The organism is Kitasatospora sp. NPDC042419 (assembly GCF_056437345.1).
In genome coordinates this window covers 24,694-37,067 of the sequence record NZ_JBWKAW010000049.1, presented here as the reverse complement: position 1 = coordinate 37,067, position 12,374 = coordinate 24,694, and the positions used below count along the sequence as shown (strand labels likewise).

Annotated in this window: 23 protein-coding genes; 18 read left to right on the top strand and 5 right to left on the bottom strand. The window is 70.2% G+C overall.

What is annotated here, in order from left to right; genetic code table 11:
* Positions 1-283: 283 nt before the first annotated feature.
* A complete protein-coding gene (locus tag AC067J_RS41830) occupies positions 284-1,540 on the top strand; it encodes a tyrosine-type recombinase/integrase (protein WP_478308076.1) in 1,257 nt (418 codons plus the stop codon).
* Here AC067J_RS41830 and AC067J_RS41825 read toward each other — a convergent pair.
* Entirely contained in the window at positions 1,537-1,803 is a 267-nt protein-coding gene (locus AC067J_RS41825) for a hypothetical protein (protein WP_478308075.1), read from the bottom strand. The two genes, AC067J_RS41830 and AC067J_RS41825, sit on opposite strands and share 4 nt — an antisense overlap.
* A gap of 185 nt (positions 1,804-1,988) precedes the next feature.
* Positions 1,989-2,393, bottom strand: coding sequence for an XRE family transcriptional regulator (locus AC067J_RS41820; RefSeq protein ID WP_478308073.1), 405 nt, complete (start codon positions 2,391-2,393; stop codon positions 1,989-1,991).
* A gap of 220 nt (positions 2,394-2,613) precedes the next feature.
* Here AC067J_RS41820 and AC067J_RS41815 point away from each other — a divergent pair, with 220 nt between their 5' ends.
* From AC067J_RS41815 to AC067J_RS41735, 17 genes are all read left to right on the top strand, one after another.
* The gene (locus AC067J_RS41815) at positions 2,614-2,949 is read left to right on the top strand and encodes a helix-turn-helix domain-containing protein (RefSeq protein WP_478308071.1); all 336 of its coding nucleotides are present in this window, start codon (positions 2,614-2,616) and stop codon (positions 2,947-2,949) included.
* Positions 2,946-3,212, top strand: coding sequence for a helix-turn-helix domain-containing protein (locus AC067J_RS41810; protein ID WP_478308069.1), 267 nt, complete (start codon positions 2,946-2,948; stop codon positions 3,210-3,212). The genes AC067J_RS41815 and AC067J_RS41810 overlap by 4 nt, the downstream gene beginning before the upstream one ends.
* 71 nt (positions 3,213-3,283) lie before the next feature.
* The gene (locus AC067J_RS41805; RefSeq protein ID WP_478308067.1) at positions 3,284-3,607 is read left to right on the top strand and encodes a hypothetical protein; all 324 of its coding nucleotides are present in this window, start codon (positions 3,284-3,286) and stop codon (positions 3,605-3,607) included.
* The gene (locus AC067J_RS41800) at positions 3,604-4,323 is read left to right on the top strand and encodes a hypothetical protein (RefSeq protein ID WP_478308066.1); all 720 of its coding nucleotides are present in this window, start codon (positions 3,604-3,606) and stop codon (positions 4,321-4,323) included. Before AC067J_RS41805 ends, AC067J_RS41800 begins: the two co-directional genes overlap by 4 nt.
* The gene (locus tag AC067J_RS41795) at positions 4,320-4,505 is read left to right on the top strand and encodes a hypothetical protein (protein ID WP_478308064.1); all 186 of its coding nucleotides are present in this window, start codon (positions 4,320-4,322) and stop codon (positions 4,503-4,505) included. Before AC067J_RS41800 ends, AC067J_RS41795 begins: the two co-directional genes overlap by 4 nt.
* A complete protein-coding gene (locus AC067J_RS41790) occupies positions 4,487-5,347 on the top strand; it encodes a PD-(D/E)XK nuclease-like domain-containing protein (protein WP_478308062.1) in 861 nt (286 codons plus the stop codon). The genes AC067J_RS41795 and AC067J_RS41790 overlap by 19 nt, the downstream gene beginning before the upstream one ends.
* Entirely contained in the window at positions 5,344-6,090 is a 747-nt protein-coding gene (locus tag AC067J_RS41785; RefSeq protein WP_478308061.1) for a hypothetical protein, read from the top strand. The genes AC067J_RS41790 and AC067J_RS41785 overlap by 4 nt, the downstream gene beginning before the upstream one ends.
* Positions 6,090-6,464: a hypothetical protein gene (locus AC067J_RS41780; protein WP_478308059.1), complete on the top strand. Its 375-nt coding sequence runs from the start codon at positions 6,090-6,092 to the stop codon at positions 6,462-6,464. The genes AC067J_RS41785 and AC067J_RS41780 overlap by 1 nt, the downstream gene beginning before the upstream one ends.
* Positions 6,465-6,490: 26 nt before the next feature.
* Positions 6,491-7,369 (top strand): hypothetical protein, encoded by an 879-nt coding sequence (locus AC067J_RS41775; RefSeq protein ID WP_478308058.1) that lies wholly within the window; start codon positions 6,491-6,493, stop codon positions 7,367-7,369.
* Positions 7,366-7,611 (top strand): WhiB family transcriptional regulator, encoded by a 246-nt coding sequence (locus tag AC067J_RS41770; protein ID WP_478308056.1) that lies wholly within the window; start codon positions 7,366-7,368, stop codon positions 7,609-7,611. The genes AC067J_RS41775 and AC067J_RS41770 overlap by 4 nt, the downstream gene beginning before the upstream one ends.
* 69 nt (positions 7,612-7,680) lie before the next feature.
* Positions 7,681-8,646, top strand: coding sequence for a hypothetical protein (locus tag AC067J_RS41765; protein ID WP_478308055.1), 966 nt, complete (start codon positions 7,681-7,683; stop codon positions 8,644-8,646).
* Positions 8,646-9,305 carry a zinc finger domain-containing protein gene (locus AC067J_RS41760; RefSeq protein WP_478308054.1) on the top strand — a complete coding sequence of 220 codons (660 nt, stop codon included), beginning with the start codon at positions 8,646-8,648 and terminating at the stop codon, positions 9,303-9,305. Before AC067J_RS41765 ends, AC067J_RS41760 begins: the two co-directional genes overlap by 1 nt.
* Entirely contained in the window at positions 9,302-9,577 is a 276-nt protein-coding gene (locus AC067J_RS41755) for a hypothetical protein (RefSeq protein WP_478308053.1), read from the top strand. The genes AC067J_RS41760 and AC067J_RS41755 overlap by 4 nt, the downstream gene beginning before the upstream one ends.
* Positions 9,574-9,789 (top strand): hypothetical protein, encoded by a 216-nt coding sequence (locus tag AC067J_RS41750; protein WP_478308052.1) that lies wholly within the window; start codon positions 9,574-9,576, stop codon positions 9,787-9,789. Before AC067J_RS41755 ends, AC067J_RS41750 begins: the two co-directional genes overlap by 4 nt.
* A gap of 11 nt (positions 9,790-9,800) precedes the next feature.
* Positions 9,801-10,073 carry a hypothetical protein gene (locus AC067J_RS41745; RefSeq protein ID WP_478308051.1) on the top strand — a complete coding sequence of 91 codons (273 nt, stop codon included), beginning with the start codon at positions 9,801-9,803 and terminating at the stop codon, positions 10,071-10,073.
* 60 nt (positions 10,074-10,133) lie between these two features.
* Positions 10,134-10,865, top strand: a complete 732-nt coding sequence (locus AC067J_RS41740; RefSeq protein ID WP_478308050.1) for a hypothetical protein — start codon at positions 10,134-10,136, stop codon at positions 10,863-10,865.
* A complete protein-coding gene (locus AC067J_RS41735; protein ID WP_478308049.1) occupies positions 10,862-11,500 on the top strand; it encodes a hypothetical protein in 639 nt (212 codons plus the stop codon). The genes AC067J_RS41740 and AC067J_RS41735 overlap by 4 nt, the downstream gene beginning before the upstream one ends.
* Here the strand turns inward: AC067J_RS41735 and AC067J_RS41730 are convergent, their stop codons facing one another.
* The 3 genes from AC067J_RS41730 to AC067J_RS41720 form a co-directional block, all read right to left on the bottom strand.
* Positions 11,501-11,722, bottom strand: a complete 222-nt coding sequence (locus AC067J_RS41730) for a hypothetical protein (protein WP_478308048.1) — start codon at positions 11,720-11,722, stop codon at positions 11,501-11,503. It lies immediately after the preceding gene.
* Between the two features lie 121 nt (positions 11,723-11,843).
* On the bottom strand, positions 11,844-12,056 hold the full coding sequence (locus AC067J_RS41725) for a hypothetical protein (RefSeq protein ID WP_478308047.1): 213 nt from the start codon (positions 12,054-12,056) through the stop codon (positions 11,844-11,846).
* 1 nt (position 12,057) lies between these two features.
* Positions 12,058-12,348 (bottom strand): hypothetical protein, encoded by a 291-nt coding sequence (locus AC067J_RS41720; RefSeq protein ID WP_478308046.1) that lies wholly within the window; start codon positions 12,346-12,348, stop codon positions 12,058-12,060.
* Between the last annotated feature and the right edge of the window lie 26 nt (positions 12,349-12,374).

Here is a 12,374-nt window from a genome sequence, read left to right as displayed (position 1 = left end):
CATGGGGGCCACGGCCCGCTGTTCCCGAGGGTGTTCCCGTGGGAACAGGCCCCACTCCTCGGCCGCATTCCGCGTCATCGAGCGTCATCGAAAGACATCAGTTTGTCCCCATTTACCGCATCGCCGCAGGTCAAAAGTGGGTAACAAAACTGGTTCGAGTCCCGTTACTCACCCTGAATGATCAAGGCCTGACCTGTGAAAACGGGTCAGGCCTTCTTCATGCCCCGGACTTTGGGAACATCGTGGGAACACGGGTGTCCGATGCCGGTCGTATCGTCTGCCCATGGCGAGCATCGTGGAACGGCCCAAGAAGGACGGAACCGCCACCTTCCAGGTGAAGTGGCGCCAGGACGGACAGTGGCAGACGGAGAACTTCGGCGAGCGCCCGGCGGCCGATCAGTTCAAGGGCCTCGTCGAGGCCCACGGCGGCCGCTGGCCGCACGGCTGGGTGCGAGGCGAGGGATTCGTCGAGCAGCCCAAGGTCCCGGGCGACATGTCCCTTGTGGCGTACGCCACACGCTACGTTGATCGGCTCACCGGCATCGACGACCGGACCCGCGAGGACTACCACCGCGAGATCCGCATCCACTTCTCCCTCATCCGGCACACCGACCCGGCCGGCACGGAGCGCGAGGCGACGATCTGCAACCTCACGCAGGACGATGTATCCGACTGGGTCCGCCTCGAGGAGGACGGCGAGAGGGACCCTGACGACCCGGAGAAGTGGCTCCGGCGGGAAGCCGACCCCAAGTCCATCCGGAACCGCCATGGGCTGCTCTACTGCATCGTGCAGGCCGCCGTGGAGTCCGAACCCCAGCTCCGCACGAAGAACTGCTGCGCGAAGACCCGCCTCCCCCGCGTCGACGACCACGTCGACGAGGAGATGACGTTCCTCGAGCGCGAGGAGTACCAGCGGATCGCCGCCGAGATCACCGACCCGGATGCCCGCGACCTGGCCGACTGGCTCGTCGGCACCGGGATGCGCTGGAGCGAGGCCACGGCCCTCAGGATCTCCGACCTGAGCCTGAACTCGGACCGCCCGTCGGCCAACGTCCAGCGCGCATGGAAGAAGGCGAAGAAGGGCACCGCCAGCGGCGCGTTCTACCTCGGGCCGCCGAAGACGAAGAAGGCCCGTCGTCTCCTGCGCCTGGCGCCGGCGCAGGTCGAGGTGGCACGGCGGCATGCAAGCGGCATGCAGCCGGACGACTACCTGTTCCGTACGACCACGGGCAAGTCGTGGCGGCACGCGAACTACTACAACCGGAAGTGGCTGCCGGCAGTACAGAAGGCCATGGAGAAGGGGCTGCCGAAGCGACCCCGGCTGCACGACCTTCGACACACCCACGTCTCATGGCTGATCGCGGCCAGGATCCCGCTGCCAGCCATTCAGATTCGACTGGGGCACGAGAGCATCCAGACAACCGTGGACCGGTACGGGCACCTGGTGCAGGGCCTCGACGACGACATCGCGGTGGCCGTCGAGGCGGCGATGGCTGCTCCCGCACCGCGGACGGGGCTGCACTCGGTGAAGAGCGCTTAATGGGGGTGGGGCGGGGGCGTCTCGTCCCCGTCCCAGTTCTGTCGCCAGAGGCCGGAGCCGATGATGTGCTGGAGGCAGCGGTTCATCTCGTCGCGGAGGTCGTCGCTCATCTCGCCTTCGAGGACTCCCCATACGAGCGTGCCGGGTACCTCGATCGGGACGACGATGTGGCCGTCTGGCATCTGCTCCTTGGGTACGAATTCGATGCGGACGGACGGACGCTGCTCGTGCTGCTCGCGCTTCGCCGTTCCTTCGTCAGCCATGTGACCCCCATTGGCGTGGCCCACGCCGTTCGATCACCAGTTCGATCGGCACGGCATATGCAGGCTACCGGACATGCACGCCCCCCAGGCGGATGGTTCATGCTGCCAGGTCGATGAAGGTTTGACTACACCCTGCACCCGGCACTCACGCTCCGTGAGGCGCTGGCCCGGAATATGCCAGAGAGCTACTCCTTCGGAGCCACGACGTCGAGGAACGCCGCCAGGGCATCAACCTGCTCGGGGGTCATCCGATCCGCGCGGGCCAGCAGGGCGCGCGCCCGGCTGGACCCTGCCTCCACCGTCGAGATGCCGAAGAACTGCTCCCCGGCGGCGGCCTGCACCGCATACAGGGGGACTTGCAGGCCGGCGGCCAGGCCGACGATCGCCGGATACTCGGGCGGGATGACGGACTGCCCCGTCTCCAGTCGATGGAGCCACGAGTCCTTGACGGTCTGGACTCCCGATTCCGGGTCCACGCATCGGAGCGCGAGCTTGACGTAGCTGAGGCCGAGCTCAGCCCGACGTCTCTTGACGAGCTCCCTGAGCGCGGGCCGCGGGGCCTCCGCGCGCGAGCGATCTTCGGTAGCCATGAGGCTCATCCTGCCACTCCGTGTCATGTCATGGGCTGTGGGGTGTCCATGGGGCCAGAGAGGCATTTGGCACTTCCCCCCTGGTAGCACTTGGTCTGCCATCCAAGCCGCTGGACGAAGTGTCCACGCAATACAGCGGCGCGCGCTAGGGCGCACTGGTGTTTTGACGAGATCCCCACACGCACGTCCAAGCAGATGGACAGAACGTCCAAGCTATGCAATGCTCAAGCCATCCAAGCAGTGCAACGAAATGCCGCACGAGGTGGACATGAGCACACCTGTCCTGCTGTACCGACTGGTCAGCACCGAACTCCTCAGAACCCTGATGCGCCGCACGGGCACCGGGGAAGCCGTAAGCGTCCGCCGTCTCGCCGCACGATCTGGCGTTGGCCGCGGAACGATCGGCAACCTGCTGACCGGCGAGCAGGAGTCCGTGCCGGAGGAATCCGCACGGAAGATCGCCGCCGTGATCGGCGTCGACTTCTTGATCCTCTGGGTCCCGATGCAGCGCGCCGAACTCGGCGTCGTCAGCCCGGACCTGGCGGTGACAGCGTGACCCGCTACACGTACTCCGAGGCCGCCGAGGCACTGCGTGTCGAGGAGTCGTGGCTCCGTCGACACATCAAGCGGTTGCCGCACTCGAAGAAGGGGCGCGTCGTCACCTTCACCGACGCGGACCTGGAGCGTATTGACGCTCTGCACCACCACGAGCCGACGGTGGGCGCTCTCGCCCTCGCCCCGGCGCCGGCCTCCGGAGCCCACCCGCTGGCCAATCTCCGGCCGCTGCCCGCTCGCGGCGCGGCCGTACGAACCGGCTGAGAAAGCAGTCGGGGCCGCCCGGACCGGGCCTGGTCCGCATGCGACCCCTCGACCACTGACAAGGAGTGGACGTGAACCACAACCCTACCCGTAGCCCGCAGTTGGGCGCCGTGCTGGCGCTCACGCAGTTGCTGCAGGAGCACCCGGAGCTGAGCGCCGCTGGCTGGTCGATCGACGCTTTGACGGGCTCGCTGAACGGATTCCTGCACGAGGAGTCTCGTTCGGCGTTGGAGGCGTACGCCGAGGTACTGGGTGCCGAGGTGGCGCAGGGCATGCCGTACGTGTTCGACGGTCGCACGGTGTACCCGTTCCGCCTGTCGACGGTGTGGCGTGACGTACAGGTGTCGATGGCGGCAACGGTGCCGCTGGCCCAGCTGGTGGAGCGTGCCGCATGACCGCCCGCCAGGACCCGTTCATCGTGCGCCGGTTCGACGTAGCGATGGAGCCCGCGCCGGAGGAGAAGCCGTTCCTCACGATCGGCGCCGTCACCATCGGCGGCCACCCGGTTGCCCTGCTGCTGGACCCGGAGGACCGGGCAAAGGTCGGCGGCTGGCTCCTGCCGGAGCTCGTCGAGGAGGTGTCCCGTCTGCGGACGGAGCGGCACACCACGAACGAGGCCCTGTCCGACGCGGCCGAGCAGCTGCGGGTACAGCGGGACCGGATCGCCGAGCTGGAGGCCACGCTCAAGAAGTACGTGGGCGTCGAGCCGACGGTGGCCGACGAGCTGGCCTACGTGAACCGGTGCCTGAACGCCGTGTACGCGGTGTGCGACGCGGCGGAGAAGCAGGCGACGCAGTGGGAGCAGCCGCTGCCGGTGCCGGAGTGGGTGGCCCTTGTGCGGAACGCCGCCGACGGCGTGACGGTCAACGCCCCGGCCCTGCCGCCGGTACCGCAGCAGCGGCAGGCGGAGGACCCGAACGACTCGATCCCCCGCTTCTCGGCTGGCGAGATCGCTCAGTGGCAGGCCCGGCAGCTGGAGGACCCGCACGACGGGCCGAACCACCACGACTACGCCCTCGGCCGTGACCTGCCCACCATCCCCCGGCAGACCACCGGCCGCTGCCCCCAGGGCCACACGTTCGAGGACTGCACCTGCGGAGGCGTTGCGTGAGCACCGAACTCCATTGCCCGGAGGCCCTGTTCAACCCGAGGACCGGCTCTCTCCGACGCTGCGTCCTCGGCCCGCACGCGGGCGGTGACCTGCACGCCTGGCACCAGACCGAGAACGGCACCCAGTGGCGTCATGCGGACAGCGAGCCGAAGGAGGGTCCCGAATGGGCACCCCCGTTCTGACCGCCCCGGAGATGCGTGACGGGATTCCGGCCGAGGTGTACCACGCGGACCGGTCGTCGATCTCCTCCTCGGGGCTCCGCGCGCTCCTCGTCCCGGGCTGTCCGGCCCAGTTCAAGCACGACCGCGAGCAGCCGCCGGCGCCGAAGAAGACGTTCGACGTGGGGCACGCCGCACACAAGCTGGTCCTAGGCGAGGGTCCGGACCTAGAGGTCGTCGAGGGTGCCCGCTGGGACACCAACGTGGCGAAGGCCAAGATCCGTGAGATCCGGGACCGCAAAGACATCCCGCTGAAGCAGGCGGAGTTCGACCAGGTCCACGCCATGGCTGACGCCCTGCGGGCCCATCCGCTGGCCGGTCCGCTGCTGGCCCCGGGCAGGGGGCTGGCCGAGCAGTCGCTGTACTGGACGGATCCGGGCACTGGTGTCCGCTGCCGCGTCCGGCCGGACTGGCTGAAGCAGCTTCCGGGCCTGACCTTGTGCGTCGACTACAAGACCTGCGCGGACGCCTCCCCGGTGGCCGTGTCCCGGGCGATCCGGGACCACAGCTATCACCAGCAGGACGCGTTCTACATCGACGGCATCCAGGCCGTCCTGGCCCCGGAGCAGGTCCGGTTCGTCTTCGTCTTCCAGTCCAAGACCGCCCCGTACCTGATCACCGTCCGGGAACTCCACCAGCAGGACCGCGACATCGGCCGCGCCCGCAACGACCGCGCGCTGCGCATCTACGCCGAGTGCGAGTCCACCGGCATCTGGCCCGACTGGACCGGGCCCACCACCGAAATCCCGCAGATCGGCATGCCGACGTGGGACACGATCCGCCAAGCCGAGGAGTACCTGCCGTGACCGAGATCGCCACCCGCGAGCAGGACGCCCTGCCCGCCGAGCAGCAGCCCGCCACCGTCACGCCGACCGCCGGAACCACTGCCCTCATGGCGTGGGCCCAGGAAGCAGACCTCGCCTACCAGATGGCGACCAAGCTGGCCGGCACCTCGTTCGTCCCGCAGTCCCTGCGCGGCAAGCCCGGCGACATCGCCGCCGCGATCCTCGCCGGTGCAGAGCTCGGGTTCAGTCCGATGGCCACGCTCAAGTCCATCGACGTCATCCAGGGCACCCCCGCCCTCAGGGCACACGCGATGCGCGCCGTGGTCCAGAAGCAGGGGCACGACATCGAGCTCGTTGAGTCGACCCCCCAGCACTGCGTGATGCGCGGCCGCCGGAAGGGGTCCGAGACGTGGCAGCAGGTGCGTTGGGACCTGGCCCGTGCGGCGCTGATGAAGCTCACCGAGAAGCCGGAGTGGAAGAAGCAGCCGCAGAACATGCTCGTGGCCCGTGCGACCGGCGAACTGTCCCGGCTGATCGCCTCCGACGCGCTGCACGGCATGCCGTACGCCGCGGAGGAACTGGAGGGCACGGTCCACGCCGAGCTCGTCGAGCCGAAGCCGCCGCTGAACATCACCGCCCTCACCACGCCGAGCACCCCGCCGGCCGTCTCGTCCCCGGTGGACACCGAGTACACCGTGACCCGCGACGACACCACGTCCGACGGCTGGGACCAGGACGCCATCGACGAGGACGAGGTGGCGTGATGCGACTTCCCATCGTGACCCGCCGCCACATGACTGCCGCCCTCAACCTCGCGGCCTCCGCCACCACCCACATCCTCGACGAGGAGAGCAAGGTCCTCATGGCCGAGCGTGCCGCGCGCCGCTCCGCCGAGGACCGGATCGCCGCCCTCGTCCGCGGCCGTGCCGATGCCGCGCACGTCGACGGTCTGGAGCTGCGGATCCAGCGCCTCACCCGGATCGTGGCGCAGCTGCGGACCGGCGTCGTCGACGACGAGCAGACCGCCGAACTCCGCCGCCAGCTCGCCATGGAGAAGGCGGCCAACAAGGCCTTGGCCCTGCGGCTCGCTGAGGTGACTGCCGCCAACCACGCGCACGACAAGGAGGTCCACGCGTGACCTCCACTCCGTCTCCCGCGGCCGGGATGACCCGCCTCCCGGCCGCGGGCACCAGCCGCCCTCACGGGTACGCCCGCTACAAGATCGACAACTGCCGTTGCTACACGTGCGGCTTCGCCCACTCCCAGTACTACGAGGCCCGCGCCCGAGCCATCGCCTACGGCACCTGGAAGCCGTTCGTCGATGCCCAGCCCGTCCGCGATCACCTCCTCCGTCTCCGTGAAGCTGGCATGGGAATGCGCCGCGTTGCCGAGCTGTCCGGCGTTGACCGGCGGCGGCTTCAGGCCGTCCTCGTCGGGAGGCCCCACCGCGGCACGGGCCCGCAGGAGAAGGTCCGGCCCGCGAATGCCGAGGCCGTTCTGCGGGTGGAAGCCACCCTCGAAACGATCGGCCCGAGCACGCCCGTCGACGCGACCGGCACCCACCGGCGCATCCAGGCCCTGATCGCCATCGGCTGGCCTCAGGTCCACCTCTCCACCCGAATCGGCATGCAGCCCAACAACTTCTCCCGCGCACTCCGGGCTGGCCACGTGATGGCCCGGACCGCGCTCGCCGTGCGCGCTGTGTACGCCGAGCTGTGGGACAAGAACCCTCGTCACCACGGTGTCGGCAATCAGGCGTACGCCCGGGCCTGCAACACGGCAGCCGCCGCTGGATGGCCGCCGCCGGCCGCGTGGGACGACGACGCGATCGACCTGCCTGACGCCACCCCGGCCTCGACCGAGCAGCAGCTGAACTCCCACGAGCTGGCTACGGCTCGCCGCGAGGAGATCCTTCACCTGGCCAGCTTCGGCTTCGGTCACGAGGAGATCGCCGCCCGGCTCGACATGACGCCCGGCTACGTCCGGGACATCCTCCGCAACCTCCGCGCCGGCCAGCACCAGGACAAGGGGGCCGTCGCATGACGCTCGCCCTGAAGACCCCGGACTGGTTCGACGACGGCGTCTGCGCCCAGACCGACCCCGAGGTGTTCTTCCCGGAGAAGGGCGGCTCGACGAAGGACGCCAAGCAGGTGTGCCTGGCGTGCCCGATTCGGGTCCGCTGCCTGGACTACGCCCTGAGCCACGAGGAGCGGTTCGGCGTATGGGGCGGCCTGTCCGAGCGCGAGCGCCGCCGCCTCCGCCGCCAGGCCGCCGACGCCGCCTGACCCCCCGGCCCGGGGCCGCGAGCCCCGGGCCCCGAACCACCCTCCCCGCACTCCAGGAAGAAGCCGCACATGCCGTGGTTCGCGCTCGACGACGGGTTCGACACCCACCCGAAGGTCCGCAAGGCCGGCAACGCTGCGGCCGGACTCTTCACCCGCCTCGGAGCGCACTGCGCGAAGCACCTCACCGACGGCCACGTCGACGGCGCCATCGTCAGGGACTACGGCACCCCGGCCCAGATCCGCAAGCTCGTCGACGTCGGCATGCTCCACCCCACCGGCCACGGCTGCTCGCACTCGAAGTGCCAGCAGCCGGCCATCGGCGACTACTTCATGCACGACTTCCTCGACTACAACCGGTCGCGCAAGCAGATCGAGGCGGCCCGTGAGGCGGGTCGGCAGCGGCAGCAGAAGGGCCGCGACAGCGCTCGCAACAACAGAAACTCCCGCGATTCTGGCGCCAATCTCGACTCAAATTCGCGCGAAAATGGCGCGAGTTTCGCTCCAAACGACGACGAAAATGAGGACCTGTTTCCGGAAGGAATCGCAGGTCAGAGGGGCATGTCACAGCGTGACACCCTCCAGGGTGCGACGGGTGTCCCATCCCCTCCCATCCCATCCAGTACTCCCTACGGGAGTACCTCCTCCCCTACCCCCTCCGCCGACAGGCCCGGCACCGACGTGGTTCCGGCCAGCAGCGGAAGAGGAGAGATTGACCCCCTCATCCAGGCCATGGAGCACCGCGGCATGCGCGTCTCCTGGACCTTCAGCAGCGAGCAGTGGATCGAACTCCGCGACGCCGTACGCCGCGTCGGCGTAGCCGCCCTCGTCGACCACGCCGAACGCGCCTGGAAGAACGCCAAGACCCCGCCCTACTCGGCCCGCTACTTCCTCGCCGGATGGGCCGGCCTCCAAGCCACCACCTATACCGGCCCCCAGCCGCTCGCCGGGCCCCCGTCCGCCGCCGAGGAGTACCTCGCCGACATGCAGGACATCGCCAACGAACTCCGCGCCAAGCGCACAGCAGGAGGTGCCTGATGGAACCCGAGCAGATCCCCCAGCTTCTCGCCGAGATCGCCCTCGCCGACCCCCGCGTCCGCCGCGAGGACAAGATCGAACGACGAGCCCAGGTCCTCATGTGGGCCGGCATCCTCGCCGACGTCCCGTACGACGCCGCCGTCCGCTACGCCCACGAGCACTACACCAAGTCCACGTGGCCGATCCTCCCGGCCGACATTGCCACCCGCTGGACCGCTGCCGTCGCCGACCGCCTCGGCCGTCACATCGGCACCTTCGAGCCCACCGCCCACCCCGAGCTCCACCCCGACGACGAGGCCGGCTACCGCGCCGCGCTCGCCGCCGAACGCCACGCCGTCGCCATCGGCGCCCGACCGCCGAACGAACTCCGGGCCATCACCGCCGGCCCGGCCGCCGCCGAAGTTCAGGCCCGCCTCGACCAGATGGGCACCTACATGCCCGCCTCGGTGAAGGACACCCTGGCCGCCCTCCGGCCCGAGGCCGTCGAACGCGAGCGTCTGGTCCGCTCCGGCCTCGCCGACCCCCGGTCGATCGCCTGTCCGTGGGACGCCTGCCGCGCCCCCCGTGGGCAGCGCTGCCGCACGAACGGACGCGACCGCCGCGAGTACCACCCCGCCCGCGTCCAAGCCGCCACAGAAGCCATGAGGAGCGCCGCATGAACAGCCTGCCCGACTGGCTCGTTGCCGACATCGTCCAGCGCGACGCGGAACGCCAGAACACCGCTGCCGAGTTCTACGCCACCCTCACCGACCGCGAACGCGCCCTCGTCCGCGACGCCGCCGTCATGGGCTACGTCCAAGGCACCCTCCACCCCCGCGGCGAGAAGCACCCCAAGGACAGCTGGGTCACCGCCATCGTCGTGCAGGAGTGCCTCGCCTTCCCCGACCTTTACCCGGCCATCAACAACCAGACGGCCGAGGACCCGGAGTGACGCCGGCCGGGCGCCTGGCCGCCACCCGCGCACTCCTCGACCAGCCACCCACCACCGAGGTCCCCGGGCAGCTTGCCATCCCTGCGGCCGCGCTCGCCGTCATCGAAGCCGCCGAGCAGGACGCCACCACCCTCGGCGAAAACGACCACGCACGCGCCACCCGCATCACCCGCGAACTCCGGCGTAGCGGCTGGACCATCACCCCCGCCTGAAGGAGAACCCCATGCCCACCCCGCCGCCCGCCGAAGGCACCTGCCAGCGCTGCAAGCAGACCCGCCCCCTCTTCCCCTACAAGCCCCTCCACGACTGCATCGAAGTCATCGGCCGCGTCGACCTCGTCGAAGCCGCAGTCCATATCGCGGGTCTCGAAGACCAGGACGACCGCTGGTGCCTCGCCCGCATCGAAGGCCGCTACCGCCGCCCCCGCTTCTGCGTCCGCTGCTGCGACCGCGAAGCAGTCGACGAGCAGGAGTTCATCGACACCGTCCTCGACTGACCCCCCGCCGTCTGCCGGGTCGTCCCCGTGGCGGCCCGGCCCCAACACCAGGAGCAGCACATGACCGATGTCATCCGCGCGCCGTGGACCTCCGAGCAGGTCCAGGCCCTCAACGGCTACCAGGAGCACGGCACCCGGCCGCCTCGCGTCTGTGGCACCGAGGAGCACGCCTCCGGCCGCAGCCCCGTCCTCGACGCCACGCACACCGGCTGGATCTGCCCCGACCCCGCCTGCACGTACACCCAGGACTGGGAGTGGCGGTCGATGCTCGACTACGCCGCCGGGATCCGGGCCGCCGCTCGCCAGGCCAGCGGACAACAGCCGGACACCACGCCGTGCGTGTGCGACACCGAACCGGAGGCGTGCACCGCCGTCGGAGAGTCAGACCCGACCACCGCCGACGACCCCACACCGCTCCGCTGGGGCCTCGGCGACGTCCTCCACGGCGACGACGACACGGTCATCGTCTGCCTCTCCGGGCCCGACGGGGAGCCGTACTGGCTGGAGCTGGAGCCCGAGCGGGCAGAGGCGCTCCGGGGCGACCTCGCACCGGACGTCCACACGTGCCCGGACGGCGAGCCCTGCCCCGGCCACGACGAGCCCGCTGTCCAGACCGAGTGGGCCATCGAGGCACACAAGCCGACCGGCCAGTGGTACGAGCTCAGCCCCAGCTTCGACAGCGCCGACGCGGCCCTCGACTGGGCCACCGAGACGAGCGACTACGGGCCGCTCCGCGTCGTCCGGGTCGACCGCACCGAGACCCGCACCGTCGAGGAGGACGAGACCCGATGACCACCTGCGGCATGTGCGAGACCCCCGTCGAGCACGGCTACCTCTGCCCCGGCTGCACCCGAGCCCTCGCCGACCGGCTCCAGCGCATGCCGCGCCTCTACACCGCCCTGGAACCCTTCCTCACCCCCTCGGCCACCCGCGAGCCCGGCGGCGGCCGCACCGGCCACGCCGAAGCCCCACTGCCCGTCTCCGAGCCGGTGCTCAACCTGCGCGGGCCCGGCGGCATCGTCGGCATCCTGGAGGACTGGCGCACCGCCCTCCACGACGCCCGCCGCTGGGGCCCGCCCACCCCCGCCGTCGGCATCCCCAACCGCATCGCGCTCGCCGCGGGCGCGCTCCTCCACTCCGTCGACTGGATCAGCACCTGCTGGCCCGAGGCCGGCGACCTCGCCCGCGAGATCCGCGACCTCCACGGCGACATCGCCAGCATCATCGGCGCCCGCGAACGCCCGACCGGCACCCGCCTCGGCCCCTGCCCCGCCGAACACGCCGACGGCTCGCTCTGCGGCGCGATCCTCCGGCTCCCGCCCGGCGATCGGCTCGTCACCTGCCAGTGGTGCACCACCACCTACCCGCCCGCGACCTGGACCGCCCTCCGCGACCTCATCCACCACGACGCGGCCCAAGCCGCCTGATCACGACGACGCCGGCGGCTCCGGGGCCCACACCTCGGGCCCGCCGCCGCGCCACTCGATCGGCGGCCACGACTCCGCGTCCAGCCAGCCCGCGCGCCTGAGGAACTCGACCACGTCGCCCATGCTGAACGCCCTGCCCGGGATGTCGTCGCCGATCCGGACCGTCCGGCCACCGTCCGGGCCCGGCGGATTCACGACCACATGCGGCTGCTCCTCGTCCATCCCCCCACCCTGGATCCGGAGCCTCCGGACTGCATCCGGACCGGTCCGGACAGGCGATCCGCCCGGACACAACGAAGCCCCCGCCGGACGAATCCGGACGGGGGCCTTCGCGCGTACGCGCCTACGGAGCCTCGACCACCTCAACGGCCGCCGACATGTCGTTCACCTCGCGCCGGACCCGCGCCCGGAACCCGTCCCGCAGCGACTCGTCGGCCCACAGCGCTCGGTCAACGGGCAAGTGCGCCCACTTCATCCCGCCGTGTATCTCCCTGGTGGCGCACAGCGTGACAGTGCCCAGGGCGACGTCAGCCGGCGTGTGCTCATGCTCGATCACGTCACTCCTCCGAGGCCTTCCTCGGCCGCTGCGAGCCGGAGCCCGAGTAGCCCTTCATGATGTCCTGCACCGTGCTGAAGCTGATGTCCAGCTCGGCACCCACCGACCGGAGCGACGCGTTCGGGCGTGCCATCAGCTCGGCCACAGCCTGCTGCCGGGCCGCCTTCAAGGCCTTGTTCTTGTCCGGCAGTGCCTTCAGCACCTGCCCCAACGCCTTCGCCCGCTCCAGCGGGTCGGCGATCCCTTCGAGCGCCTCGATGGCATCGAACACCCGTCGCACCTCCTCGCTCATCCGGCCCCTCTCTTCGGCGGGCCACT